The sequence below is a fragment of the Kocuria arenosa genome (assembly GCF_042879215.1).
Lineage (GTDB): Bacteria > Actinomycetota > Actinomycetes > Actinomycetales > Micrococcaceae > Kocuria > Kocuria arenosa.
The window spans coordinates 69,065-90,838 of sequence record NZ_JBHZTA010000009.1; the positions used below are offsets into that span (position 1 = coordinate 69,065).

Genomic DNA, 21,774 nt, shown 5'->3' on the forward strand with positions numbered 1-21,774 from the left:
CTCCTCAGGGTGGCTTCCGGGTCGCGAGCCCGACCAGGGCGACGAGCTCACGGGTGTAGGTGTCCAGGTCGAAGTCCGCGTCGGTGACCAGCCGCCCGGAGGCGGTGTCGATCGCCCCGCGGACGAGGATCGCCAGGGCATGGGCGTCGAAGTCCCGGAACGTCCCGGCCTCCTGCCCGTCGCGCAGCAGGTGCTCCAGGTGGGCCAGCACCGGGTCGGCCCCGGACGGGGCGAACCGGGGGGCGCCGTCCGGGGCCCGCAGGTTCATCACGATCTCGGTGACCGCCCGGATGTCGGCCGGATGCTCGCCCAGGAAGGCCAGGTTCGCCTCCACGTACCCGGTCAGCACCGCCGGCGGATCGGTCTCGGCGTCCGTGCGGGCCGCGATGGCGGCCCCCGCGCGGAGGTAGACGTCGGCCACCACCTGGGCCAGCAGCTCGTCCTTCGAGGCGAAGTAGTAGGAGACCACGCCCTTGCTCACGCCGGCACGGCGGGCGATCTCGGCCAGGGAGGCCCGCCCGTACCCGGACTCGGCGATGGCCTCGATCGCGCACCTCAGGATCTGGGCCCGGCGGGCCGTCTCCGTGAAGGTGGGAGGGCCGCTCGGCACCTCTTTTGACCGCATGGTCAAAAGATAGGCCAGTCGGTCAATGCTGGGAAGGGGAGCGCGGAGTGTGACGGACCCTGTCCGTGCCGGCGGCTCGTCACACCCCGGCAGGGGGGGTGCTCACGTGCCGGCACGGTCATGATGGAGGCGTGCGGCCGACCGGCCTCACGCGGCCGGGGTGAAGAGCCGGCACAGGAGGAGCTCATGATCACGAACGTGGCGGCGGCGGTGCTGTACGTGGGCGACCAGGAGGAGGCTCTGGCGTTCTACCGGGACATCCTCGGGTTCGACGTCGTGACGGACGCCGACATGGGCGGGGGCGCACGCTGGATCGAGGTCAGGCCCCGTGGCGCCCGGACGTCGATCGTCCTGTCGGCGGCCGCGGCCTTCGGCAAGGCCCCCGGTGAGGGCGCCTACCTGACCTTCACCGCCGACGACGTCGCGGCGACCGTGGCGGAGCTGCGTTCGAGGGGCGCCACGGTGTCCGACCCGATCAGCGAGCCGTGGGGGAGGTACGCCACGGTCGACGCGCCGGACGGACACCGGCTGCAGTTCCACGAACGTCCGGACCGCTGACGGCCGCGGGCCCCGCTCAGCGCAGCGGCAGCCGCATGAGGACCCGCGGGAACCTGTTGAGCGTCGAGGTGGTGTCGGCGGCCTTGGTGAAGCCGGCGCGCTCGAACATGGCGCGGGTGCCGACGTAGGCCATCGTGGTGTCGACCTTCCGGTCCCCGTTGTCGACGGGGTAGCCCTCGAGCACCGGTGCGCCGTGGCCGCGGGCGTGCTCCACGGCGCCCTCGAGCAGCGCCTGGGCCACTCCCCGGCCCCGGTGGCCGCCGCGCACCCGGAAGCACCACACGCTCCAGACCGGGAGGTCGTCGACGTGGGGGATCGTCCTCCCGTGGGTGAAGGCGTGCAGCTCGGCACGCGGGGCGACGCCGCACCAGCCGACCACGGTCTCGTCGTCGTAGGCGAGGACGCCCGGCGGGATCGGCCGGGCGCACAGCTCCCGGGCGGTCTGCGCCCGTTCCCGGCCGCTCAGCGCGCGGTTCTGCTTGGACGGGAGCCGGTAGGTGAGGCACCAGCAGACCGCCGAGTCGGGGTTCCGGGGGCCCAGGATGGTGGCGACGTCGTCGAACCTCTCGCTCGTCGCCGGTCGGGTCGTGAACGGGGTGGGAGTCATGGTGGTTCCTCGGTGCTGGGCGGTGCCTCTCACCCTAGGGAGAACCCGCCGCGCGGACCACCCTCCGGCGGGGCCGAAACTCCGTGCGACCCGGTGCGCCGAACGGCGTGGAGTCGTAGCGTGGTGGGTGCACCGGCCTACCCGAGGCAGAGGAGTACCTGTCATGAAGATCGTCGTCACCACGCCCACGGGGCACGTCGGTTCCCGGGTCGTGCGGCTGCTGGTGCAGGCGGGGCTGCGGCCCACGGTGCTCGTGCGCCGCGCGTCCCGGCTGGACCCGGACCTGCGGGCCCGGTGCGAGGTGGTCGAGGGCGACCAGGGCGAGCTCACCACCGTGGCCGGGGCGACCGCCGGGGCCGACGCCCTGTACTGGGTGAACCCACCGACGGACGACGACGACCCCGTCGCCGGCCACGCCCGGATGGGGGAGGTCGCCGCCGCGGCGGTGGCCGAGAACGCCGTGCCGAGGGTGGTCTTCCAGAGCAGCGTCGGGGCCGAGGCCCGCCACGGGTTCGGGGAGATCGACGGCCTGGCCCGCACGGAGGAGCTGCTCGACGCCACGGGTGCGCACGTCACCCACCTGCGCTGCGGCTACTTCTTCACGAACCTGCTGCTGGACCTCGAGGCGGTGCGGTCCGGGGTGCTGAGCACCACCCTGCCGGTCGACCACCGGATGCCCTGGGTGGACCCCCGGGACATCGGGGACGTCGCCGCCGTCCGGCTCCTGGCCGGCGACCGGACCGGCCGGCACACGCGGGGCGTGCACGGACCGGAGGACCTCTCCTTTGCCGGGGTCGCCCGGATCGTGGGGGCGGCGGTCGGGCGCCCGCTCACCGCCGTCCAGGTGCCGGAGGCCGAGGTCGCCGCGGCCCTGCGCTCGGTCGGCTTCACCGACGCGCAGGTCGAGGGAGTGCTGGGGATGTCCCGGGGACAGCGCGGCTTCACGCCGGAGAACCCGCGGGAGCTGCTCACCACGACCCCCACGCCTCTGGGGGCCTGGGCCCACGCCGTGCTCCGGCCCGCGCTCGCCGCCTGAGCCGCACCGGCGCCCGGGTCAGCGACCGCGCCGGACTCGGTCGAAGGTCTCCCGGGCGACTCCCCACGAGGTCTTGCCGACGTCGAAGTGGTCGGTGAGCATGTACACCGCGATCCAGCGCTGGTAGGTCCACGCCCGGTCGAGGAGTCCGGGGTCGTCCGGCCCGGTGTAGCGCTCGTGCACCGCGCGGACGAAGGCCTCGCCGTACTCGTACAGCTCCGCGAAGTCCACGGCCGGGTCCCCGAAGCACATGTCGCTGAAGTCGATGACGCCGAGCCGGTCGGCGTCGTCGTCCCAGAGCAGGTGGCGGCTGTAGACGTCGTTGTGGACGACCACCTCGGGCAGCTCCGCGGCGAGGAGCGCGTCGACGTCGGCGAGGATCCGCTCCACCTCGGCGAGCTCCTCCGGGCCCAGCACGGCCGGCAGGTGCGCGGCGGCCGCACGGCGGACGTCGTCCTGGTCCTCGGCCAGGAAGGACGCCGGCACCTGCTCCAGCGGGGTGCCGGGGACGGGCGCGGTGTGCAGGGCGGAGAGGAAACCGGCGAGCTGGTCCACGAGCGCGTCGCGCGCCGCCCCGTCCAGGGAGGCCAGCACCTCCGGGCGGAGCGTGCGGCCCGGCAGCAGGGGGTATCCGGCGAACGAGCCGTCGGGCGGCACGCGGTCGTAGCGCGGGATCCGCACGGGCAGCCTCGGGGCCAGGTGGTCCAGGACCTCCACCTCCCGTGCGAGCGCCTCCGTGTACGGCGGCTCCTGCGGGAAGCGGAACACCAGGGCGTCGTCCAGGACGACGACGACGTGGTCCCAGCCCTCCGTGATCCGCCGCGCCTCCGACCACGTCAGGTCGGGGAAGGTCGCGGCGATCCGCTCCAGCTCGTCCATTCCGGTCCTCCGTTCTCAGCGGCCCGGGGTGATCAGCCCGGTCTCGTAGGCGAGCACCACCAGCTGCGACCGGTCGCGGGCGCCGAGCTTCGCCAGCAGCCGGGACACGTAGGTGCGCGCGGTGGCGGGGGAGAGGAACAGGGCCTGGGCGATCTCGGCGTTGGACAGCCCCCGCCCCACCTGTTCGAGCACCTCGCGCTCGCGGTCGCTCAGCGCCCGCAGCGGGGCGTCGTCGAGCACGGTCTCCGGCCGCGCCGCGATGGAGCCGAGGACGGTGCGGGTCACCGAGGGCGAGAGCAGGGCCTCCCCGGCGGCGACCACGCGGATCGCCCGGCGCAGGTCGGCGGGGGCGACGTCCTTGAGCAGATAGCCGGCGGCTCCCGCGCGGATCGCCTCGAAGACGTGCTCGTCCTCGTCGAAGGTGGTCAGCACCAGCACCCGGACGTCGTGCAGCGCCGGGTCGGCCACGATCCGGCGGGTGGCCTCGAGGCCGTCCAGCTCGGGCATCCGGATGTCCATGAGCACCACGTCCGGGTGCAGCTCGCGCACCCGGGACAGCCCGCTCCGGCCGGTGGCGGCCTCCCCGACCACGGCGATGTCCCCGTCCCGCTCGGCCAGGGCCCGGAGCCCGGTGCGCACCAGTTCCTGGTCGTCGACGACGACGACGTCGATCACGACCCCAGCCTCCTCGGCAGCGTGGCGCGGACCTCGAAGCCGCCGCCGTCCCGGTCACCGGCGGTGAGGGTGCCGCCGAGCAGGCCGGCGCGCTCGGCCATCCCCTGCAGGCCGCGGCCGCCGCCCGCGGCACCGTGTGCCGCACCGGGCGCCGCAGCAGCGCCTGCGCCGGGAGGTGCGCCGGTGGGTGCGCCGCGCCCGTCGTCGGCGATCCGCAGCTCCAGCGTGCCGTTCCGCAGCCGGGCGTCCACCGCGGCGTGCCGGGCGCCGGAGTGGCGCAGGACGTTGGTGAGGGACTCCTGGACGATCCGGTAGGCGGCCGCGTCGATGGTGGTGTCCAGCTCGTGCGGGTCCACGTCGATCCGTGCCGTCACCTCCACGCCGGCGTCCCGGGCCGCGGCCATCAGCTGCGGGATTCCGGCGAGACCGATGCTGCTGCGCTCCGTCGGGTCGGCCCCGGGGGAGCGCAGCAGCTTCACGGTGCTCCGCAGCTCCCGCAGGGTGGCGGAGGCGGCCGAGCGGATCTGCTCGAGCGCCCGGGCCGCGGCCTCGTCGTCGTGCCCGACGGCCTCGGTGGCCACGCTGCTGTGCACGGCGATCACCGCCATCGTGTGCCCGACGGTGTCGTGCAGGTCCCGGGCGATGCCGGCCTTCTCGGCCTGCAGGCGGCGGGCGGCCTCGTGGCGCTCCTCGGCGGCGGCGAGCGCGCGCAGCCGCTCCTGGTGGGCGCGGAGCTCCCGGCGGGAGCGCACGCTCACCCCGAGCGCGACGGCCGCCGCGACCAGGGCGATGTCGGTGAGCAGGTCGTAGCTGACGAGGTAGGTGGCCGGCAGGCCCTCGTCCACGCGGAAGTAGGCGGCCACGGACACCAGCACCGCCCCGGCGGCGGCCGCCGAGCGGGTGCGGTCCGCCTCGGCGGCCGAGAACAGGGCGGCCACGGCCGGCAGGGCGATGCCGATCGGCGGCAGCTGGAAGACGTAGTAGACGAAGATGCCGAGCACGGTCAGCACCAGCACCAGCCGGGGCGCGTGCCGCCGGGCCAGCAGCAGGGCTCCGAAGCCGGCCGCGAAGAGGTGGGCGAGGGCACCGGCGCGGCCGGTGCCCTCCAGGTCCGCGGCCGCGACGACGGACACGAGCGCGGCCATCGCGGCGGCCAGCACGGCGTCGACCAGCCGGGGGTCGGTCTCCTCGGCCGCTCGGCGCACGGGGCGGGCCGCCACGGTGCTGGGCATGCTTCCAGGGTAGCCAGACCGCCCGCCACCGGCGTCCGTCCCGAGGCGACAGCCCGGGTCCTGCCCAGGTGACCCGGAGGTCCGAGGCCTCGCAGAACTCCCCGACGTCTTCTTGCCTTGTCAGCAAGACTGCATGCTTATAAGGCATTGTCCGGCTACCGTGAGGGTCATGAACGAGCACACACACCACGCCCCCTCCCTCGAGCACGACCACGGACACCCGCGCGAGGAGGGTCTGGCGCGGCTGCTCGACCTGGACGCCGCGATGTCCGGCGCCTCCTGGGAGGACGTGACCACGTGGGCCACGCAGGACGCCGTGGGCCGTCCGGAGCGGATCGTCGACCTGGGGGCCGGCACGGGCGTCGGCGCCCTCGCGCTGGCCCGGCGCTTTCCCGCCGCGGAGGTGGTGGCGGTCGACCGGTCCCCGGTGATGCTCGACCGCCTGCGGGCCGCGGCCCGCGCTCACGGCCTGGACGGCCGGATGCAGGTGGTGTGTGCGGACCTGGAGGCCGCCTGGCCTGCGGTCGGTGCGGCGGACCTGGTGTGGGCCTCCTCGTTCCTGCACGAGGTCGCCGACCCCGGCGCGCTGCTGGAAAAGGTCCGTGCCGGCCTGCGGCCCGGTGGGCTGCTGGTGGTCGTCGAGATGGACGGTCTGCCCCGCTTCCTGCCGGACGACCTCGGGATCGGCCGCCCCGGGCTGGAGCCCCGGTGCCACCAGGCCCTGGCCGACGCCGGGTGGAACGCCCACCCGGACTGGCGGCCCCTGCTGGAGCGGACCGGGTTCGAGGTCCACGGCCCGCACACCGTCAGCACCGCCGCGCCCCAGGAGCCGTCGGCCACCGCTCGGTACGCCCAGGCCTGGCTCTCCCACATGCGCCCGGCCCTCGAGGATCGGCTGGCCGCGGACGACCTCGTCGTCCTGGACCACCTCCTGACCCCGGACCACCCCGGCGCCCTGCTGCACCGCCAGGACCTGACCTTTCGGGCGAGTCGGACCGTCTGGGCCGCCAGGCGCCCTGGTCGCTAGGTTCGGTCGGGCAGACCGGTCTCACCGGGTGCTTCGCACCGCGTTTCGTCACCGATCACGACCACGGCCGGGACATGTCGTTGCAGGCTTCCGGGTCGGTGAAGCGCCGCATGTCACCGATGCCCCAGAGCATCCGAGGGAAGTTCGTCTGGTGGTGATCGGTCCGCGTAGGCGACGCTGTGCCCCGAGTGCGAGGACTACCTGCGAGCCGGACCGCGCACCGATCAGTTTCGTGCGCCGGACCGGCCTACACTGCCGAGACCGGCTGACGGAAGGCATGGCGCGATGCGGACACTGATCTACGGCATGAACCTGACACTGGACGGCTACGTCGCCGCGCCCGGCGACGACCTCGGGTGGAGCGCGCCGAGCGACGAGCTGTTTCAGTGGTGGCTCGATCAGGAGCGGGCGATCGGCCTTCTGCTGTATGGGCGCAAGCTCTGGGAGACCATGAGTTCCTACTGGCCGACCGGCGACCAGCAGCCCGATGCCACCCCGGCGCAGATCGAGTTCGCGCGGAACTGGCGGGACACGCCGAAGGTGGTGTTCTCCTCGGTGCTGGAGAAGGTCGACTGGAACACCCGTCTGGTCACCGGCGACGCGGTCGCGGAGATCACCCGGCTCAAGGCTGAGGACGGCGAGCCGATGAGGGTCGGTGGTGCAGCGCTTGCCGGGGCGGCCATGCGGGTCGGGCTGATCGACGAGTACACGATCGTGACCCATCCGGTCCTGGTGGGCGGCGGCACGCCGTTCTTCACCGCGCTGGACAGCTGGGTGAACCTGAACCTGGTGGAGACGCGGACGTTTCCCGGCGGGGTGGTGCTGACCAGGTACGAGACGAGGCGCTGAGCGCGTTTCCTCCACGCGGCCGAGGAGGCGACGAGGGCGGTGATGGCCCCACGGGCTTGATCACGGAATGGGTTTCAGGAAGTTCCGGACCCACCACGATCGTCCGAGGATGATGCGGTGTGTACTGCTCGTCCAAGAAGGCGGCAGCATGCCCCGGGAGCAAGGTCGAGCTGTTCGCTGCGATCCGGCGGGGCTCGGTGCCGGTCCGGCTGATCGGCGGGCAGGTCCGGATCCTGCTGCACGCCAACGACCTGGCGATCCTCGACGGCCACCAGCAGGCCGCTCGATACGCCCCAAGGGTGGAAGGGCCTGCGGTCGGTTCCCGGCGGGTGGTCATCGGGCAGCGCTGCACTCAGGTGCGGGGTGATCCGGGCCCATCGCATGAGATGGCCACGGGTTTCCAGTTCGTGGAGGGCGGCGGGGATCCGGGTCTTGGACATGCCGCTGCGGGTGGCGAGGTCTGCCAAAGCCAAGCTGTTGCGCGGTTTGAAGCCCCAGATGCGCTGTGGTGTGCAGCTACTTCTCCTGCAGAACAGAGAGCACGTTCCCGGAGGGGTCGTGGAACCAGGCGATGTAGGGTCCCTCTTCTCGGAAGATGCCGTGCTCGTCCTGGGACATGCCCTCATAGCGCTCGAAGCGCACACCTCGTGCGCTCAGGGCGTGAACGGTGGCGTCGATGTCGTCCACTTCGAAGCTGAGGATCGTGAAACCGGCCGGGACGGCCTCGGGTTGTTCGTAGACCAGGGTGTCTCGCCCGCCGGCGAGGTGGAGCCACATCAGGCCGTACTCCTGGGAGGTCCTCAGGCCCAGCGTCTCACTGTAGAACCGCTTGGCCTCTTGCAGATCGTGGACGGCCAGCCCGCTGTAGGCCTTGGCATGGGTGAGCATCGACGACCGAGGACCTCGCCGGAGTGAACCCGAAGGGGTGAGGTCGGCCGCTGTCCATGGCTGGAAACGCCCGACCGGCCAGGACGAACCATGCGGCACGGACGGTTCCTTCAGCTTCTTCCTCCCCCGAGCCGTGTCGGTACACGGACAGCACCCACGAGTCCCCGAACACGGAGGTGCAGAGCGTCATGGCCTCCTCGGCCCGACCGTGCTGATCGCAGGCGAACATCAAACAGGTGGCCATCTTCCGGATGGCATCCTCCTGGTGAGTGCGAGCCGATCCTCCGGGGTACCGGTCAGGAGTGGCGCAGCAAGCGGATCCGCTCCAGGGCAACGTCCAACGGCACGCCGGGGGTTTCCTCGATGTCGAGACTGGTGAACACTCCCCACCCCGTCAGGACGGCGCCCATCGCGGTGGCCACCAAGGGCCAGTGGGGCACCTGCCCCGCTGTCATCGCCATGACCATGCAGACCAAGGATCCCAGGAGCAACAGTGCCCCCGTCCTGAGGGTGATCTCGGCGATCCGGTACTTCATGTCGGCCAGCCTTCCAGGGGTGGAGGGGTCGACCGTGGGGGCGACCCGGATGCACAAAGAACATGACATGTCATGTACTGGACAAAAGTCTAGCCCGCGATGCCCCCGGGGCTCACCGCCTGGCGCATGAGTTACCGAAACGTAACCAAGAGGGTGGGATCAGCGGAGATCGCGACCCAGGACATCGTTGCCAAGGATCTTGGTGTCCTCCTCCGTGAGTTCATGAATGCCGCCGACGACTGGGATGCACTCCCATACGGGGCCCCAATCGACCTGGGAGTGTGCTCACCGGGCTCTGCGGATCAGGGGTGGGCGGCGCTGGGGCGGTCGACCCGGAGGCTTCACTCCGGATTGTCCACGGTTACCGGGTTGTCTTCATCCGGCTCTGCTTTGAGCCCCTGCTCCTCGACGTCGGGATCGGCAGGTGTCGACTCGCTCAAGCGGTGCTCGACGGCTTGATGGAACTGTTCGGCGGTTTCCGGGTCGGCCAGCCCGTCGGACGTGTCCGCGGCTGCGTTGGGTCGTTCCGTCGGGTTTTCGTCTTCGGATGTGTCCGGGTGGGGGTCATTGGGGGTGGAGTTCATCGGTGGCCTTTCGTCTCGAGTGGCAGATCCACGTCTCCTCGCTGGGGCCCCACGGCAGACCCAAGCCCCAGAGGTTTCCCGGTGGTGGGGCACCGCCGTGCGGTGACGTGGCCACCGGGACGGGTGTGGATCGCCGATCTGGGCGGGGAGGACCGTGGATCCTTCCCTTCAGGACGATCACCGGGGATCATCCCTGCTGTCGTTCCTACCCCGGTCTGACCTGCGGTGACAAGAGCCGCGACCGTACCGTCCCGAGCCCCGCCCGCCCCGGGGGTCACCCCGTCCGGCGGCGTCCCGTGATGGAGGCCCGGTTCCCGAGCGACCTCGCGCACCCCACGGTTGCCGTCCCGCACCAGTGCGACGGCCTGGCCTCGAATGGGGGTCACGTCATGTGAAGGGCAGCCGCTGCCGCATCAGGGCATCTTCCTGTCGGGAGGCCATTCGGCGGAACAGTGCGCCGGGGGAGAGGCGCCCCGGGTAGGGGTCCACCGTGGTGGCGCACCATCTGGTGATCCTACGTTTCTTTCACCTACCATGGTGAGTGGGAAACGACGGACGGAGGGGTCATGTCGCCGGCGCCGCACCACGACGATCTGGTGAGAGAGCTCGAGGCGGTCCAGAACGACGGGCAGGCCGCTCACCTCGTCCGGCAGCTCCACCACCAAGCGCGCACCGCAGCCGCCCTCCGGCGCAGCCTGTCCGCGTTGACCGGGGACGTCTCACCCGAGCAGGCCTATCGGGCGCAGACCACCGAGAACGCCTGGCGTGCGATCGAGCGGGAGTACGGTCTGTTCAGCGCCGCCGAGGTCGCCCAGGTCGTCGGTTCCACGGCGAAGAGTGCCAAGTCCTACGCCACTGACGCCCGCAAGGCTGGGCGGTTGCTGGCCGTGAAGCGGATGAACAAACTGCTCTACCCGGGATTCCAGCTCACCCATACCGGGCCCCTGCTGGTCATCCGCCACCTGCACCAAACCGCCCAGCGCCTGGAAGTGGGAGAAGAGTCGGTCCTGCTGTGGCTGACCGCCCCGACCACCTGGTGGGGTGAGGACTCCCGCCCGGTGGACCACCTCCAGGAGCCGGAGGAGGTCGTGCGCGCCTTCGAAGTGCACTACGGCACCGAATGGTGATGGACACCCCGGATCACCGCCAGGTCGATCCAGCAGCAGAAGTCCTGGCGGCCGGGTCGGTGCTGTTCCGGGTCCATTCCCACCGGTTCGGGCCCGCCGATTACAACCCAGGGAGGCCGCCGGCAGCCCCGGTGACCCGGTTCGCCCTCTTCGGTTCACCACCGGTGCCGGTGCTCTACGCCGCAGCCACCGCGGAGGCGGCCATCTCGGAGACGATCCTGCACGATGTGCCCGTCGACGGTGGGCGCATCGACGTGGACCTGGTCCAGTCCAAGATCCTGTCCCAGGTTCTCAGCACTCGGGACCTGCGGCTGTTGTCCCTGCACGGGCACGGGTTCCGCCGGATCGGCGTCACCGCTGAGCAAGTGACCCGTACTGCCCCCAGCCGGTACAGGCAAACCGTCCCGTGGGCGAAAGTTGCGCATGCGGCCGGATTCGACGGGATCGTGTGGATGAGCCGGCACCACGACACGAGCAAGGCCTACGTCTTCTTCGGGCGCGCCGGTGATCGCGGCGACTTCGCCGTGCATTCCGATCCCGCCATGGTGCGTGCGTTCGCCTTCACCAAGGATCTGGATTGGCTGTCCCGCTTGCTCGCCCCACTCAACGTGACTATCACCGGTCTATGAGCCGATGCCCCAGGTGCGGGGCGGCCAAGCCCACATCTCCAGGGCGGCAGGAGCAGTCTCAGCTGGTTCCCCTTGTGCTGACTGAACGCCGATGAGATTTCTGGTGTGCAGTCAGCATCCGCTTGTCCCAGAAAAGGCACGACGGGATTCTCTCCCCGTCACGTGCCGGCCCCTCAGTCGGGGCCAGAGGCTGGGCCGAATCCGCTGCCGGTCATGGAGGCGGCTCTGCCGACGGGCACCGAGCACACGTCATGGGCCGAGCAGGATCGCGGCGGCCGGGCAAACCAGCGCGGCCTCTCGGACCGCGTCGTGCACGGCCTCTGGTGGTGCTGCATCGAGCAGAATCACGACGCCGTCGTCGTCGCGCTGGTCGAACACCTCCGATGCCAGGGCGGCACACTGCCCGGAACTGCAGCATTTCGTCTGGTCCACGCTGATCCGCATGTCCGTCTCCTCATCCCCGGCCGACCCCGGGAAAGCGTCGGCACCGTGTCGCGGGTGAATAGATCCTTGCCCTGCTGGAGGTAACAGCGGCGGTTGGGGCGCTCTTCCTTCGGACATCTATCGTCGCTGGTCATGACGCATCTGGACGGGTTTCCAGCGGCTCGGTAGCGTGGACCACCACGGAAGAAGCTGCGCCGTACGGTTACCAGGACTGGGGTGCACCATGACCTCCACCGAACCCGTCGCCCTGCCACTCACTCGGCAGTGCCCCGACGCCCCACCGCCCGAGCACCTGAGGTTGCGCGATGAGGCGCCCATTTCCCGGGTCACCCTGCCCTCCGGGATGACGGTGTGGGCCCTGACCCGCCACGAGGACATCCGGGCGATGCTGGCCGATCCGCGGTTCAGCTCCGACCGCAATCATCCCGGGTTCCCGGCCTTCACCCACGAGACGATCCCGGTGTCCTTGAGCCTGCTCGGCATGGACCCGCCCGAGCACGGGCCGGCCCGCCGGGCGGTGATGGGAGAGTTCACGCTCAAACGGATCACCGCGCTCGGCCCGCGCATCCAGCAGATCGTGGACGACCGCATCGATGCCCTGCTGGCCGGACCCCGCCCGGTGGACCTGGTGCAGGCACTGTCACTGCCGGTGCCCTCACTGGTGACCTGTGAGCTGCTCGGGGTGCCCTACGCCGACCACGACTTCTTCCAGACCCGCTCGGCCACCCTGCTCTCCCGCAGTGTGGCGGTGCACCAGATCCAGCAGGCGCTGGGCGAACTGCTGACCTACATCGACCGGCTGATCACCGCGAAGCAGCAGGATCCCACCGACGATCTGCTGGGCCGTCAGATCCGCAGACAGCAGGAGAAGGGCACGGTGGACCATGAGGCGCTGGTCAGCCTGGCCTTCCTGCTGCTGGTGGCCGGTCATGAGACCACCGCGAACATGATCTCCCTGGGCGTTCTGGCACTGATCGAGCACCCCGAGGATCTGGCCGTGATCCGCCAGGATCCCAGCAGGACCCCCGGTGTCGTGGAGGAGCTGCTGCGCTGGTTCACGATCGCCGAACTCGGGACCTCGCGGGTGGCTCTGGAAGACGTGGAGATCGGCGGGGTGCTCATCCGCGCGGGGGAAGGAGTCCTCGGGCTGTCCAACACCGCCAACCGCGATCCGGAGGTGTTCACCGACCCGGAGGCCTTCGACATCGACCGCGGCGCACACCATCACCTCGCCTTCGGCTACGGCCCGCACCAGTGCCTGGGCCAGAACCTCGCCCGCCTGGAGCTGCAGATCGTCCTCGACACCTTGTTCCGGCGCATCCCCGGCCTCCGGTGCGCCGTGCCCGTCGACGAGTTGCCCTCCAAGAACGACTCCGACATCTACGGCCTCCACGAGCTGCCCGTCACCTGGTGACCACCGTCGGCCGGGCACAGCCGATGAGCGGGACTTCCGGGTACCTGGGCCATCTCCTCTGTTCCTCGGGCCCCGGAGCACATCGCCGAGTGCACCTGCTGCTCCAGTTTCCGGGCCCGGCACCGCTCCCAGCTCGCCCACCAGGCAGGCGCGGTGTCGTACTGCACCGACTGCGAGGGCTGAGTCCCGCCGGCCATGGACGCCCGGCACACCTGAGGCCCCGGCGCACTGTGCGTGGGGACCTCAGGTGTTGCCGTACCGCTCATCAGGGGAGGCGGCCGGTGGAGGTCAGTCCTTCACCGTGGCCGGGGCGTCGGCGCCCCAGGACGCCCCGGGGGTTGAGCTTGTCGGTGTAGGCGATGGAGCCGTAGCGGAACAGCTGCACCGCCACCCGCAGCACCAGGATCTGCACCGCCCCCACGGCGAACACCGCCAGGATCTCGCCCATCACCAGCGTGGTGGGGTTCACGGTGGTGAGGATCATCTCGGTGACCCGGTTCTCCTTCTCCTCCAGGGCGGAGGTCGTCAGCAGGGACTCTCGGCCACCGCCTCGTAGGCCCCGTTGTCGACGAGCCCCCGGTCCGCGCCGGTCACCTCGATCGGCTGCACGGCCGGATTCTCGCGGTAGGCGAAGCAGGCGTCCAGCTTCCCGGCATCACTGCCTCGATCACCGCAGTGGAGTCGGTGACGGGTTGCCCGCCGTAGGCGGCGGCCAACTCTTCCGGGATCGTTCCGGGGCGTCCGTGTAGGCGAAGGCGAGCTCGGCCTCGGCCTGGGCCTCCGAGCTGTCGCTGATCGGGGAGTTGGACGTAGACGACAGCGCGAAGACGATCGCGATGATCATCGGCACCGCCAGGACTGCGATCCAGAAACCTCGCTTGCGCACGGTCCGCAGGAACTCGAACCCGACGACGGTAGAGAGGTTGTGCTGCGCCATCAGGCCCCCACCCCCGCCATCTCCGCGTCGGCGTCCCGGATGCTGTCGGCGCCGTAGACCCGGATGAAGATCTGCTCCAACGGGCGCCCCTTGCGACCCGTCGGGGCCGGCAGCATCGACTCGATCAACGACCACTGGGCATCCGAGAGCATCTGAAACCGCGACATGCCCTCAGACTTTCGGCGCGTCACCGACTCATTTGTCAGACACGCCCTAGGTATCACGGCTCGGGCGGACGCTCCGCCGGAGCCGCAACGGCCTTCCGACCTGGGCGCTCGTGAGCGGCCGTCCGCTCCGGGCGACCGACAGGGTCACCGCCGGGCGACCGGGTCCGTCCCGCTCCGGCGACCGGACAGACGCCTCCGGTCCGATGCCGGGGCCGGGTGCCGCTCCGTAGCGTCGACGGCATGAAGAGCACCCACGAATCGCCTGCGACCCGTCCCGCCGGTGGATCGCGCGCACAGCCCGCCACGCACGTCGCACGTCGCCTGGCCCTCCCGGTCCTGACGGCCTACCTGTGGGTCACGATGACCCTGTTCGGCGCCATCGTGCTGGAGACCTTCATGGTCTACCCCAACGTCTTCGCCGACCCGCCGGCGTCCCTGGAGCTGGGGATGGAGTTCCTCGCCGTCAGCGGCCCCTCCGACTTCTTCCCGCCCCTGGGCTTCGCGACCTGGGTGCTGGGGGCGGCGTCGCTGGCACTGTGCCGGCGGATGCCCACGGTGCGCTGGTGGGTGCTGCTGAGCCTGGCCATGTTCATGGCGGAGGGGGTGGTCTCGATGCTGTACTTCTGGCCGCGCAACGAGATCATGTTCGTCGAGGGCCCGGCCGTGCACTCCGCCGAGCACCTGCGCCAGGTCGCCGGCGAGTTCGTGACCTGGCACGGCCGCTCCCGGATGGTCTTCAACACGGTCGCGGCCGTGGCCGCCTTCACCGCTTTCGTGCAGGCCCACCGTCACCGGCTCCTCGCCCTCGGAGCCGCCGGTGAGCGCCCTCCCCGGACAGCGGCGGCCCGAGCGTAGACACTGGGAGCGGGACGTCCGAGGACGCCCACCGTCCTGCCCACAGGGTCTCCCGGCCCGGCACGCGTCCGGGCGGGGAACCACCGACTCCAGGAGGCGCCGTGCGCGGATCAGCCGTCATCGTCGGGGCCGGCATCGCCGGCCTGGCCACCGCCCGCGGTCTGCTCGGGGCGGGCTGGACCGTCCACGTGCTCGAGCGCTCGCCGGGCCTGCCGGGCACCGGCACGGCACTGGGCATGTGGCCCGAGGCGATGCGGGCCCTGGCCCAGCTGGGGGTGGACGAGCGGGTCCGGGCCGCCTCCGTCGAACAGCGGGGAGCACGGCTCCTCCGGCCGGACGGCACCGAGATCGCCCGCGTCGGACCCGAGCGCTCCGGCCGACTGGTCCCCCGGCCCGCACTCCTGGCGGCGCTGGCCGAGGGCCTGCCCCCGGACGTCGTCGCGTGGAACGCTCCGGTGGCCGACCACGGCGCCCTGCCCGCGGCCGACGTCGTCGTCGCCGCGGACGGCGTCCACAGCCCCGTCCGCGCCGCGCTCTTCGGCGTCGCCCCGCGGCCGCTGGGCACCGTCGCCCTCCGCGGCACCGTCCCGGGACCGGCGGACGGGGTCACGGAGACCTGGGGACCGGCACGGCTCTTCGGGATCACCCCGCACGACGCCGAGCGCACCAACTGGTTCGCCAGCGTCCGCGCCGACGTGCTCGACTCCGCGGGGGCCGGGCGCGACGACCCAGAGACCCTCCGCCGGCTCTACGGCGACTGGCACCCGGACGTGCGGCGCGTCCTGGACGCCCTCGGGGACCACCCGATCGACCGGCGCACGCTGCTCGACGTCCCCCCGCTGCCGTCCTACGTCCAGGGGCGCACCGTGCTCCTCGGCGACGCCGCCCACGGCATGGCGCCCAATCTCGGCCGGGGCGCCTGTGAGGCCCTCATCGACGCCGCGGCCCTCGTCGACGCGCTGACCGGGGGATCCGACGTGCCCGGCGCCCTCCGCCGGTACGACATCGCACGGCGCCGGCCGACCACCCGCACGGTGCGCCTGGCCCGTCTGGCGAACAGCGTGAGCACAGCTCGTCACGGGCTGCCCGTGCGCAACGCCGTCGTCGCCGCTGCGGCACGCCTGAGCTAGCTCGGACAGGGTTCAGTTGCTGACGGCCGGGGCGTCACGGATGTAGGCGGTCTCCAGGACCTGGGTGGCGGTGAACCGGGCGATGTCGGCGGCGGTGGCCGAGGATCCCACCGCCCCGGGACCGAAGAACCCCACGAACTTCAGCCCCCGGGCGCTTCCTCCGGTGACGTGCATGAACCGCACGATCGTCCAGTCCAGCCCGGAGCCGGCGACCACCTGCAGCATCCCCGCCATCTGCCGGTAGGCGTGCGGATCGAGGTGGCGGGCCAGGTAGCGGTGGACCTTGATGCGGGTGGTGGGCCTCTCCTTGGGGCACAGGGTGACCACCGGGGTGCCGTGGCCGATGTAGCGGCGGATCCCGTGGCGGTGCATGCCGGCCACGATGTGGCCGGTGCCCTCGACCAGGCTCGGCCGGCGGGAACGGGGCCGCAGGCGCGGATCCAAGGTGTTGATCACCGCCCCCGAGCCCTCCAGCGCGGCGTCAATGGCGGCGGGGTCGGTGATCTGCCCGGTGACCACCTGCACGGCCGGCCCCCAGGCGGTCGGCGCCTCCGAGGGGTCGGCCACGAAGGCGACGACCTCATAGCCGCGGAACAGCAGATCCTCGACGAGCTCCTGGCCGATGGCACTGACAGCCCCGAACACGGTGACCTTCATCTGTCCCCCAACGGATGCAGTTGCACGGACGTGTTTCCCGCACCGTAGATCACCCGGTTTCCAAATGAAATGCCATGGAGTGCGTGTGACATCCGCGGATGGGGCGGTGCTGGTCCGTGGCCGGCAAGGACAGGTCCGGCTGCCCGGAACGCTGAGGGCCCGTCTCGCCAGGGGCGGGACCAGATCGGCGCGGCGTTCCCCGCCATCGACGGCGTGCAGGCGCGTAGACCCTTTTGGGGACAGAGCGGCCAAATTGTGACTCCCGGGTAGCCAGTACGCTGATGACAACGCATCGACTGGGCGTTCCCCACCTCCAGGAAGCGAGACGACGATGACCACCCCCGAGATCCTGCAAGCCGTCAGGGACCTGGTGCAGACCCCGCCCCCGGCCGGGGTGCGCGTGGACCGGTTCGAGATCGTCGACGAGGTCGCCGAGCTCTCCCTGTCCTTCCACGACGAAGTGCTCGAGAACGTCCTGACCTCCGAGCTGGCCTCCACCGGCGGACCCGCCGACTGGGACGACCCCCGCGCGCCGATGGACGAAGGCTCCCCGACCTGGGCCTATGCCGGGGGGATCGCCGCCCTGCTGCACCACGGCTACTTCAACCAGACGGTCCTCGCCCAGCACGAAGACGCGCTGCTCCGGATTCTCGCCGAGCACGGCCACCCCGGGACACCGGTGACCGCCACCGCCACCTACACCCCGGCCGACCTCATGCCCCACTACCGCAAGCTCAAGGCCGACCACCTCGGGCACCTGAGCGCCCCCCAGGGCTGAGATGCCGTGCCGGTGGACGCCGGTCGTCGCCGGCCGGGCACTGCTGCCGACCCGGCGGGGACCGGCCGTCCCGGTCCCCGGTGGACGGGTGTGCATCCGTCCCGACATCGAGGACCCCGCCCCGAGCCGCGGGCCCCACCGGCCCGGCAGCCGTCCTGAGGCATGACGCATCACGCGATGCTGGTGCCGAAGAGCAGGCCCAGGGCGTAGGTGGCGCCTGCGGCGCCGAAGCCGATGGCCAGCTGCCGCAGCGCCATCCTCAGCGGGGATCCGCCGGAGAGCAGGGCCACCACGGTGCCGGTGGCCAGCAGTGCCAGTCCCACGACGACGGCAGAGACGACCACGGCGGGCGTCCCGCCCAGGCCGAAGAGATAGGGCAGCACGGGCAGGATCGCCCCGGAGGCGAAGAAGCAGAAGCTGGACGCGGCCGCGCCCAGGCCGGTGCCGACGGCCTCGTGCTCGTCGGTCCCCACCACCGGGACCGGGCCGGTGGAATCGGTGTGGGGCGTCTGCAGGACGCGGGCGGCCTTGGCCTCGGCCGCCTCCGGGTCCATGCCGCGGGCGCGGTAGAACAGGGCCAGTTCGTTGGCCTCGGCATCGAGCATCGGCACCTTCTGGTGCGTGTCCGGATTGGGGGTGGAGGCCTCCAGCAGCTCGCGCTGGGACCGGACGGAGACGTACTCGCCGGCCCCCATGGACAGGGCCCCCGCGAGCAGACCGGAGATGCCGGTGAGCAGCACCATGGCGTTGGAGACCCCGCTGGCGCTGATGCCCATCACCAGGGCCAGGTTGGAGACCAGCCCGTCGTTGGCCCCGAACACGGCTGCCCGGAAGCTGCCGGCCATCCGGTTGCGCCCCCGCGAGGCCAGGGCCCGGACGACCTCCTCGTGGATCTGCTCGTCGGCGGCCATCGCGTCCGTGGCGTGGAGGTCGGCCTCGTACGGGGAGCGGGACTCCGCTCGTTGCATCAGGGCCAGGACGAACACGGACCCGAAGTGGCGGGCGAGGAAGCCCAGGAGGCGGGACCGCAGGGACCCTCGGCGCGGATGTCCCACCTGGTGGCCGAGGAGGGCGATCCAGTGCTGTTCGTGGCGGGCCTCGGCCTCGGCCAGGCCCAGCAGGATCTCGCGCTCCTCCCCGGTGCGCCGGGCGGCCAGGTCGCGGTAGACGGCGGCTTCGGCGCGCTCATCGGCCAGATAGCGGCGCCAGCGGCGAACCTCCGCCGGGGTCGGGGCGTGAGGCGCTGGGGTGTCGGATGGGGCCGTCATGGTCGTCCTTCGAGGCAGGGCCACGGCCCGAGCACCCCAGGAGCAGGGGGACGTCGGCCGGAGCGGTGTCCGGCCGAAGGTCTCGTTCGCTCGCGCACTCAGGTGCACGAGTGGCGCGCCGGGTCCCCCATCCGGGGAGACCAGCATGTCGACACGCCTCTGCAACCACCCAGGAGGTGGCGGGAACTACTCCCCTTCGACCTCCTCACCGTATCCAGTTCCTCGTTCAGCCGGTTTCGGTGGACCGAAACGGTGGTGCACGAAGAAAGTGCTTCGCTCCGTCCGTCAGGGTGCGGGGGACGACGACGCGGCGTCGGCCTCGGCGACGCGCTTGAGCCGCTGCAGGCTCTCATGGAGTCCCTCGCGCATCGTGGTCATCCGCTCCGGGTCCCGGCCCAGGGTGCCGATGATGAACCAGCCGATGCGCCCCACCGGGCGGGCGACCTCGTAGGACTCCGTCACCCGGGTGCCGGTGCCCTCGGGCTCGAACCGGTAGCGCCACACGAGGGTCCCGGCAAAGGGCTCGGTGCGGGCGAAGGCGAACTCCCGGCCGGGCTCGGCGGCCATGACGATCGGCTTGTTGTGCCACGAGAACCTGGAGTCGGCCGGCACCCGGTTGCGGGCCCGGAAGCGAGCGCCGACGCGGGGTGCGCCGTCGTCGAGCCAGACGACCTCGTCCACCTCGGGACTGTACTCCGGGGTGCGGGTGACGTCGGCGACGAGGTCGTAGACCGTCTGCGGCGGCGCCTCGACGTGGATGGAGTCCTCGGCGCGGCCCAGGGTCTGCATGGTGGTCCTCCGTGCTGTGTCCGAGTGGCGCGGGCCCCGGGCACCACGGGTGCACGACGGGCCGGGTGCTTCCACGGTAGAACCTCGCTCTGCTGGGCCCTCGGGGGGAGACCGGATCGTTGCTCGGCACGGTTGCGTGTCGTCGTCGACCCCCGAGCGGTCCGGGCCGAGCGGCGACCTCGCCAACGGCGGGGTGCCGTTCGCGGGGGTGGCCGTCTACGTCCGGCACTGCGACCGGGAGGGCCGCTACTCCATGTACAGCGAGGGGGTCACCGCCCAGAACTACCTGCGCGGGGTGCAGATCGCCGACGACGACGGGAGGGTGCGCTTCACCAGCATCTTCCCGGCCTGCTGCACCGGGCGGTGGCCGCACATCCACTTCGAGGTCTACCCGGACCAGGCGTCCATCACCGACTCCACCACCACGCCGACCGGTGGCGGCATGGTCGGCGCCCCGGCCGGGCCGCCCCCGTCCCGCTGAGGGAACAGCCCGTCAGACCGTCTCCCCGCGGACCGGTGGTCCGGATCGGATCAGGTCCCGGGAGGCCGGTACCTGATCTGCTCGGCCTGGTGCAGGGCCTCCAGCGTGTCCTCGACGCTCATGAGCACCGTGGTCTCGAAGGAGCTCAGGGCGCCGCCTCCGCTGATCGCCAGGGCCACCGCGGCCATGGACACGTTGTCGGGTGCCTCCCAGAGGTTGTAGCCGTCGTGCTCGCCGAAGGCGTACCAGAAGCCGTGCAGCTTCCCGCCGACCGATTCGATGTAGTCCTGGGCGGCCTTGCGACGGTCCTCCGGATGGGAGACCAGCCGGGCCCAGGTCTCCGGCGTGTAGCTGAATTTCGACAGGTAGAGCGGCATCGTCTCGTCCTTTCATGTCCTGAGGGGCGACCTCCTGGGCGCCCCGTCGAGGTCCGGTCCGGCCCCGGTTCAGTCCTGCTCGGCGAGGGACTCGATGGGGCGGGGCGTGGTGATGGGGTCGGCGTGGCGGTGGCAGATCCGCCACACGCCGTCCTCCTCGCGGCGGAAGACGGTGGTGGCCCGCAGCGCGAAGGGGATCAGCTCATCGGCTCCGCCGAGCTTGGCCCGGGAGCGTTCGATCTCCACGACGTAGGCGAGGTCCGCGGTGATGACCTGGGAGATGCGCTCGAAGCGCACGGGCTCGCCCTCCCGCAGCTGAGCCACGGCCCGTCGCGTGGCCGCGACGACCTGGTCGAAGCCGCGCACCGGTGGGCCCAGCGGATTGGCCAGGGTGACGTCCTCGGCCCGGGAGAACAACTCGAGCTTCGGTTCCGGATCGCCGCGCACCAGGGCATTGAGTGCCTGGTGGTCAGCCTCCATGGCCTGGGTCAGCTCTGCGGGGATCATGGTGTCCTCCTGGGTGCCCGGGATTCTCGATCACGGTGGTGCTGACCGTAGGCCCCGGCAAGGGCCGGCCCAAGAGAATCGGACGGATCGTCGCCGGCCCGTGACTCATGTCGCCTCCGTGTCGGAGGCGGCGGCGTCCGTTCAGTCCGGGGCGCCGTCGCGGGCGCGGTCCGTCCACGGGTCGTCGCCGAGCTTGGCGTAGGACGCGGTCACGATCTGCTCGAGGACGGTCAGGTCCACCGCGTCGAGGTCCTTGAGGTAGATGCAGCCCACCCCGGTGGTGTGGGGCCCCAGCCGCGCCAGGTTCTCCTGGTGGGCGTCGACGCCGTCGTACACGTAGATCGTCGTCGCAGCCTTCCGGGCGGCGAAGCCGGCCGCGGGGGCGTCGCCCTCGTGCCCGCTCGCGTACTGGTAGTGGTACTGGCCGAAGCCCACGATGGTGCCCCACATCTCAGCCGGCTGCCCGGTGATCCGTGCGAACCACGGAACGAGCCGCTCGGCGTCCTCCCGCCGCCTCTTCGGCGTGACGCCGGCAAGGTACTCCTCGACCGGCTGACCTGTCTTCTCCACGGTGGGCTCCTCGGGCTCGCTGGGAGACGATCGTCTCAGGCACCAGGGTCCCCGGCCCGTCCGACACGGCAGTCCGAGGCCTGTGTGCGTATCGGTCCACGCCCTGGGCCACCGTGGTGCGGAGTCCGCACGGATCCGGGACGACGAC

At 71.4% G+C, this 21,774-nt stretch carries 32 protein-coding genes; 12 read left to right on the plus strand and 20 right to left on the minus strand.

Features of this window, described 5'->3' with window-relative positions; translation table 11 throughout:
• Window positions 1–4: 4 nt before the first annotated feature.
• Window positions 5–625, minus strand: a complete 621-nt coding sequence (locus ACFYE3_RS14945; RefSeq protein ID WP_387610402.1) for a TetR/AcrR family transcriptional regulator — start codon at window positions 623–625, stop codon at window positions 5–7.
• 186 nt (window positions 626–811) lie between these two features.
• On the opposite strand from ACFYE3_RS14945, the gene ACFYE3_RS14950 reads away from it, so the two are divergent.
• A complete protein-coding gene (locus ACFYE3_RS14950) occupies window positions 812–1,183 on the plus strand; it encodes a VOC family protein (RefSeq protein WP_387610403.1) in 372 nt (123 codons plus the stop codon).
• Between the two features lie 16 nt (window positions 1,184–1,199).
• On the opposite strand, the gene ACFYE3_RS14955 is transcribed toward ACFYE3_RS14950, so the two are convergent.
• Window positions 1,200–1,790 (minus strand): GNAT family N-acetyltransferase, encoded by a 591-nt coding sequence (locus ACFYE3_RS14955; RefSeq protein ID WP_387610404.1) that lies wholly within the window; start codon window positions 1,788–1,790, stop codon window positions 1,200–1,202.
• A gap of 163 nt (window positions 1,791–1,953) precedes the next feature.
• Between ACFYE3_RS14955 and ACFYE3_RS14960 the strand changes: the two genes are divergently transcribed.
• Complete coding sequence (locus ACFYE3_RS14960; protein ID WP_387610406.1) at window positions 1,954–2,826, plus strand: NAD(P)H-binding protein; 873 nt, start codon at window positions 1,954–1,956, stop codon at window positions 2,824–2,826.
• An 18-nt stretch (window positions 2,827–2,844) separates the two neighbouring features.
• Here ACFYE3_RS14960 and ACFYE3_RS14965 read toward each other — a convergent pair whose 3' ends face one another.
• The 3 genes from ACFYE3_RS14965 to ACFYE3_RS14975 are packed head-to-tail and all read right to left on the minus strand — an operon-like array spanning window position 2,845 to window position 5,612.
• Window positions 2,845–3,705 (minus strand): phosphotransferase family protein, encoded by an 861-nt coding sequence (locus ACFYE3_RS14965; RefSeq protein WP_387610407.1) that lies wholly within the window; start codon window positions 3,703–3,705, stop codon window positions 2,845–2,847.
• 15 nt (window positions 3,706–3,720) lie between these two features.
• A complete protein-coding gene (locus ACFYE3_RS14970; protein ID WP_387610409.1) occupies window positions 3,721–4,380 on the minus strand; it encodes a response regulator in 660 nt (219 codons plus the stop codon).
• Window positions 4,377–5,612: a sensor histidine kinase gene (locus ACFYE3_RS14975; RefSeq protein WP_387610411.1), complete on the minus strand. Its 1,236-nt coding sequence runs from the start codon at window positions 5,610–5,612 to the stop codon at window positions 4,377–4,379. The genes ACFYE3_RS14970 and ACFYE3_RS14975 overlap by 4 nt, the downstream gene beginning before the upstream one ends.
• A 169-nt stretch (window positions 5,613–5,781) precedes the next feature.
• Between ACFYE3_RS14975 and ACFYE3_RS14980 the strand changes: the two genes are divergently transcribed.
• On the plus strand, window positions 5,782–6,639 hold the full coding sequence (locus ACFYE3_RS14980; protein WP_387610412.1) for a class I SAM-dependent methyltransferase: 858 nt from the start codon (window positions 5,782–5,784) through the stop codon (window positions 6,637–6,639).
• Window positions 6,640–6,924: 285 nt separating this feature from the next.
• The gene (locus tag ACFYE3_RS14985; protein ID WP_387610414.1) at window positions 6,925–7,488 is read left to right on the plus strand and encodes a dihydrofolate reductase family protein; all 564 of its coding nucleotides are present in this window, start codon (window positions 6,925–6,927) and stop codon (window positions 7,486–7,488) included.
• Between the two features lie 74 nt (window positions 7,489–7,562).
• On the opposite strand, the gene ACFYE3_RS14990 is transcribed toward ACFYE3_RS14985, so the two are convergent.
• From ACFYE3_RS14990 to ACFYE3_RS15010, 5 genes are all read right to left on the minus strand, one after another.
• Entirely contained in the window at window positions 7,563–7,928 is a 366-nt protein-coding gene (locus ACFYE3_RS14990) for a hypothetical protein (protein WP_387610415.1), read from the minus strand.
• A gap of 76 nt (window positions 7,929–8,004) precedes the next feature.
• Window positions 8,005–8,376 carry a VOC family protein gene (locus tag ACFYE3_RS14995; protein ID WP_387610417.1) on the minus strand — a complete coding sequence of 124 codons (372 nt, stop codon included), beginning with the start codon at window positions 8,374–8,376 and terminating at the stop codon, window positions 8,005–8,007.
• Window positions 8,303–8,620 carry a VOC family protein gene (locus ACFYE3_RS15000; RefSeq protein WP_387610419.1) on the minus strand — a complete coding sequence of 106 codons (318 nt, stop codon included), beginning with the start codon at window positions 8,618–8,620 and terminating at the stop codon, window positions 8,303–8,305. The genes ACFYE3_RS14995 and ACFYE3_RS15000 overlap by 74 nt, the downstream gene beginning before the upstream one ends.
• A gap of 52 nt (window positions 8,621–8,672) precedes the next feature.
• Complete coding sequence (locus tag ACFYE3_RS15005) at window positions 8,673–8,981, minus strand: hypothetical protein (RefSeq protein WP_387610420.1); 309 nt, start codon at window positions 8,979–8,981, stop codon at window positions 8,673–8,675.
• Window positions 8,982–9,253: 272 nt separating this feature from the next.
• Entirely contained in the window at window positions 9,254–9,496 is a 243-nt protein-coding gene (locus ACFYE3_RS15010; protein ID WP_387610422.1) for a hypothetical protein, read from the minus strand.
• 566 nt (window positions 9,497–10,062) lie between these two features.
• Between ACFYE3_RS15010 and ACFYE3_RS15015 the strand changes: the two genes are divergently transcribed.
• Together ACFYE3_RS15015 and ACFYE3_RS15020 are read left to right on the plus strand one after the other, a co-directional pair.
• A complete protein-coding gene (locus ACFYE3_RS15015) occupies window positions 10,063–10,623 on the plus strand; it encodes a hypothetical protein (RefSeq protein WP_387610424.1) in 561 nt (186 codons plus the stop codon).
• Window positions 10,623–11,252 carry an RES family NAD+ phosphorylase gene (locus ACFYE3_RS15020; RefSeq protein WP_387610426.1) on the plus strand — a complete coding sequence of 210 codons (630 nt, stop codon included), beginning with the start codon at window positions 10,623–10,625 and terminating at the stop codon, window positions 11,250–11,252. The genes ACFYE3_RS15015 and ACFYE3_RS15020 overlap by 1 nt, the downstream gene beginning before the upstream one ends.
• A 249-nt stretch (window positions 11,253–11,501) precedes the next feature.
• Here ACFYE3_RS15020 and ACFYE3_RS15025 read toward each other — a convergent pair whose 3' ends face one another.
• On the minus strand, window positions 11,502–11,696 hold the full coding sequence (locus ACFYE3_RS15025) for a ferredoxin (protein WP_387610428.1): 195 nt from the start codon (window positions 11,694–11,696) through the stop codon (window positions 11,502–11,504).
• A gap of 223 nt (window positions 11,697–11,919) precedes the next feature.
• On the opposite strand from ACFYE3_RS15025, the gene ACFYE3_RS15030 reads away from it, so the two are divergent.
• Window positions 11,920–13,110 (plus strand): cytochrome P450, encoded by a 1,191-nt coding sequence (locus ACFYE3_RS15030; RefSeq protein ID WP_387610429.1) that lies wholly within the window; start codon window positions 11,920–11,922, stop codon window positions 13,108–13,110.
• Window positions 13,111–13,191: 81 nt separating this feature from the next.
• A complete protein-coding gene (locus ACFYE3_RS15035) occupies window positions 13,192–13,293 on the plus strand; it encodes a hypothetical protein (RefSeq protein ID WP_387610573.1) in 102 nt (33 codons plus the stop codon).
• Between the two features lie 82 nt (window positions 13,294–13,375).
• Here the strand turns inward: ACFYE3_RS15035 and ACFYE3_RS15040 are convergent, their stop codons facing one another.
• The 3 genes from ACFYE3_RS15040 to ACFYE3_RS15050 all read right to left on the minus strand — a co-directional run bounded on the left by ACFYE3_RS15040 (window position 13,376) and on the right by ACFYE3_RS15050 (window position 14,214).
• On the minus strand, window positions 13,376–13,594 hold the full coding sequence (locus ACFYE3_RS15040) for a hypothetical protein (RefSeq protein ID WP_387610431.1): 219 nt from the start codon (window positions 13,592–13,594) through the stop codon (window positions 13,376–13,378).
• A gap of 183 nt (window positions 13,595–13,777) precedes the next feature.
• Window positions 13,778–14,047, minus strand: a complete 270-nt coding sequence (locus ACFYE3_RS15045; protein ID WP_387610433.1) for a hypothetical protein — start codon at window positions 14,045–14,047, stop codon at window positions 13,778–13,780.
• Complete coding sequence (locus ACFYE3_RS15050; RefSeq protein WP_387610578.1) at window positions 14,047–14,214, minus strand: hypothetical protein; 168 nt, start codon at window positions 14,212–14,214, stop codon at window positions 14,047–14,049. Before ACFYE3_RS15050 ends, ACFYE3_RS15045 begins: the two co-directional genes overlap by 1 nt.
• A 240-nt stretch (window positions 14,215–14,454) precedes the next feature.
• Here ACFYE3_RS15050 and ACFYE3_RS15055 point away from each other — a divergent pair, with 240 nt between their 5' ends.
• A complete protein-coding gene (locus ACFYE3_RS15055) occupies window positions 14,455–15,069 on the plus strand; it encodes a hypothetical protein (protein WP_387610434.1) in 615 nt (204 codons plus the stop codon).
• Between the two features lie 101 nt (window positions 15,070–15,170).
• A complete protein-coding gene (locus tag ACFYE3_RS15060; RefSeq protein ID WP_387610436.1) occupies window positions 15,171–16,199 on the plus strand; it encodes an FAD-dependent oxidoreductase in 1,029 nt (342 codons plus the stop codon).
• A 12-nt stretch (window positions 16,200–16,211) separates the two neighbouring features.
• Here ACFYE3_RS15060 and ACFYE3_RS15065 read toward each other — a convergent pair whose 3' ends face one another.
• Window positions 16,212–16,856 (minus strand): NAD(P)-dependent oxidoreductase, encoded by a 645-nt coding sequence (locus tag ACFYE3_RS15065; RefSeq protein ID WP_387610438.1) that lies wholly within the window; start codon window positions 16,854–16,856, stop codon window positions 16,212–16,214.
• A 331-nt stretch (window positions 16,857–17,187) separates the two neighbouring features.
• On the opposite strand from ACFYE3_RS15065, the gene ACFYE3_RS15070 reads away from it, so the two are divergent.
• Window positions 17,188–17,634 carry a hypothetical protein gene (locus ACFYE3_RS15070; protein ID WP_387610439.1) on the plus strand — a complete coding sequence of 149 codons (447 nt, stop codon included), beginning with the start codon at window positions 17,188–17,190 and terminating at the stop codon, window positions 17,632–17,634.
• Window positions 17,635–17,804: 170 nt separating this feature from the next.
• Here the strand turns inward: ACFYE3_RS15070 and ACFYE3_RS15075 are convergent, their stop codons facing one another.
• Together ACFYE3_RS15075 and ACFYE3_RS15080 are read right to left on the minus strand one after the other, a co-directional pair.
• Window positions 17,805–18,902, minus strand: a complete 1,098-nt coding sequence (locus ACFYE3_RS15075) for a VIT1/CCC1 transporter family protein (RefSeq protein WP_387610441.1) — start codon at window positions 18,900–18,902, stop codon at window positions 17,805–17,807.
• A 285-nt stretch (window positions 18,903–19,187) separates the two neighbouring features.
• Complete coding sequence (locus ACFYE3_RS15080) at window positions 19,188–19,691, minus strand: SRPBCC family protein (protein ID WP_387610443.1); 504 nt, start codon at window positions 19,689–19,691, stop codon at window positions 19,188–19,190.
• Between the two features lie 136 nt (window positions 19,692–19,827).
• Between ACFYE3_RS15080 and ACFYE3_RS15085 the strand changes: the two genes are divergently transcribed.
• On the plus strand, window positions 19,828–20,172 hold the full coding sequence (locus tag ACFYE3_RS15085; protein WP_387610444.1) for a dioxygenase family protein: 345 nt from the start codon (window positions 19,828–19,830) through the stop codon (window positions 20,170–20,172).
• 50 nt (window positions 20,173–20,222) lie between these two features.
• Here ACFYE3_RS15085 and ACFYE3_RS15090 read toward each other — a convergent pair whose 3' ends face one another.
• The 3 genes from ACFYE3_RS15090 to ACFYE3_RS15100 form a co-directional block, all read right to left on the minus strand.
• Window positions 20,223–20,549 carry a GYD domain-containing protein gene (locus ACFYE3_RS15090; RefSeq protein WP_387610446.1) on the minus strand — a complete coding sequence of 109 codons (327 nt, stop codon included), beginning with the start codon at window positions 20,547–20,549 and terminating at the stop codon, window positions 20,223–20,225.
• 69 nt (window positions 20,550–20,618) lie between these two features.
• A complete protein-coding gene (locus ACFYE3_RS15095) occupies window positions 20,619–21,056 on the minus strand; it encodes a YybH family protein (RefSeq protein WP_387610448.1) in 438 nt (145 codons plus the stop codon).
• Window positions 21,057–21,197: 141 nt separating this feature from the next.
• Window positions 21,198–21,626, minus strand: a complete 429-nt coding sequence (locus ACFYE3_RS15100) for a DUF1801 domain-containing protein (RefSeq protein WP_387610449.1) — start codon at window positions 21,624–21,626, stop codon at window positions 21,198–21,200.
• Window positions 21,627–21,774 lie beyond the last annotated feature (148 nt).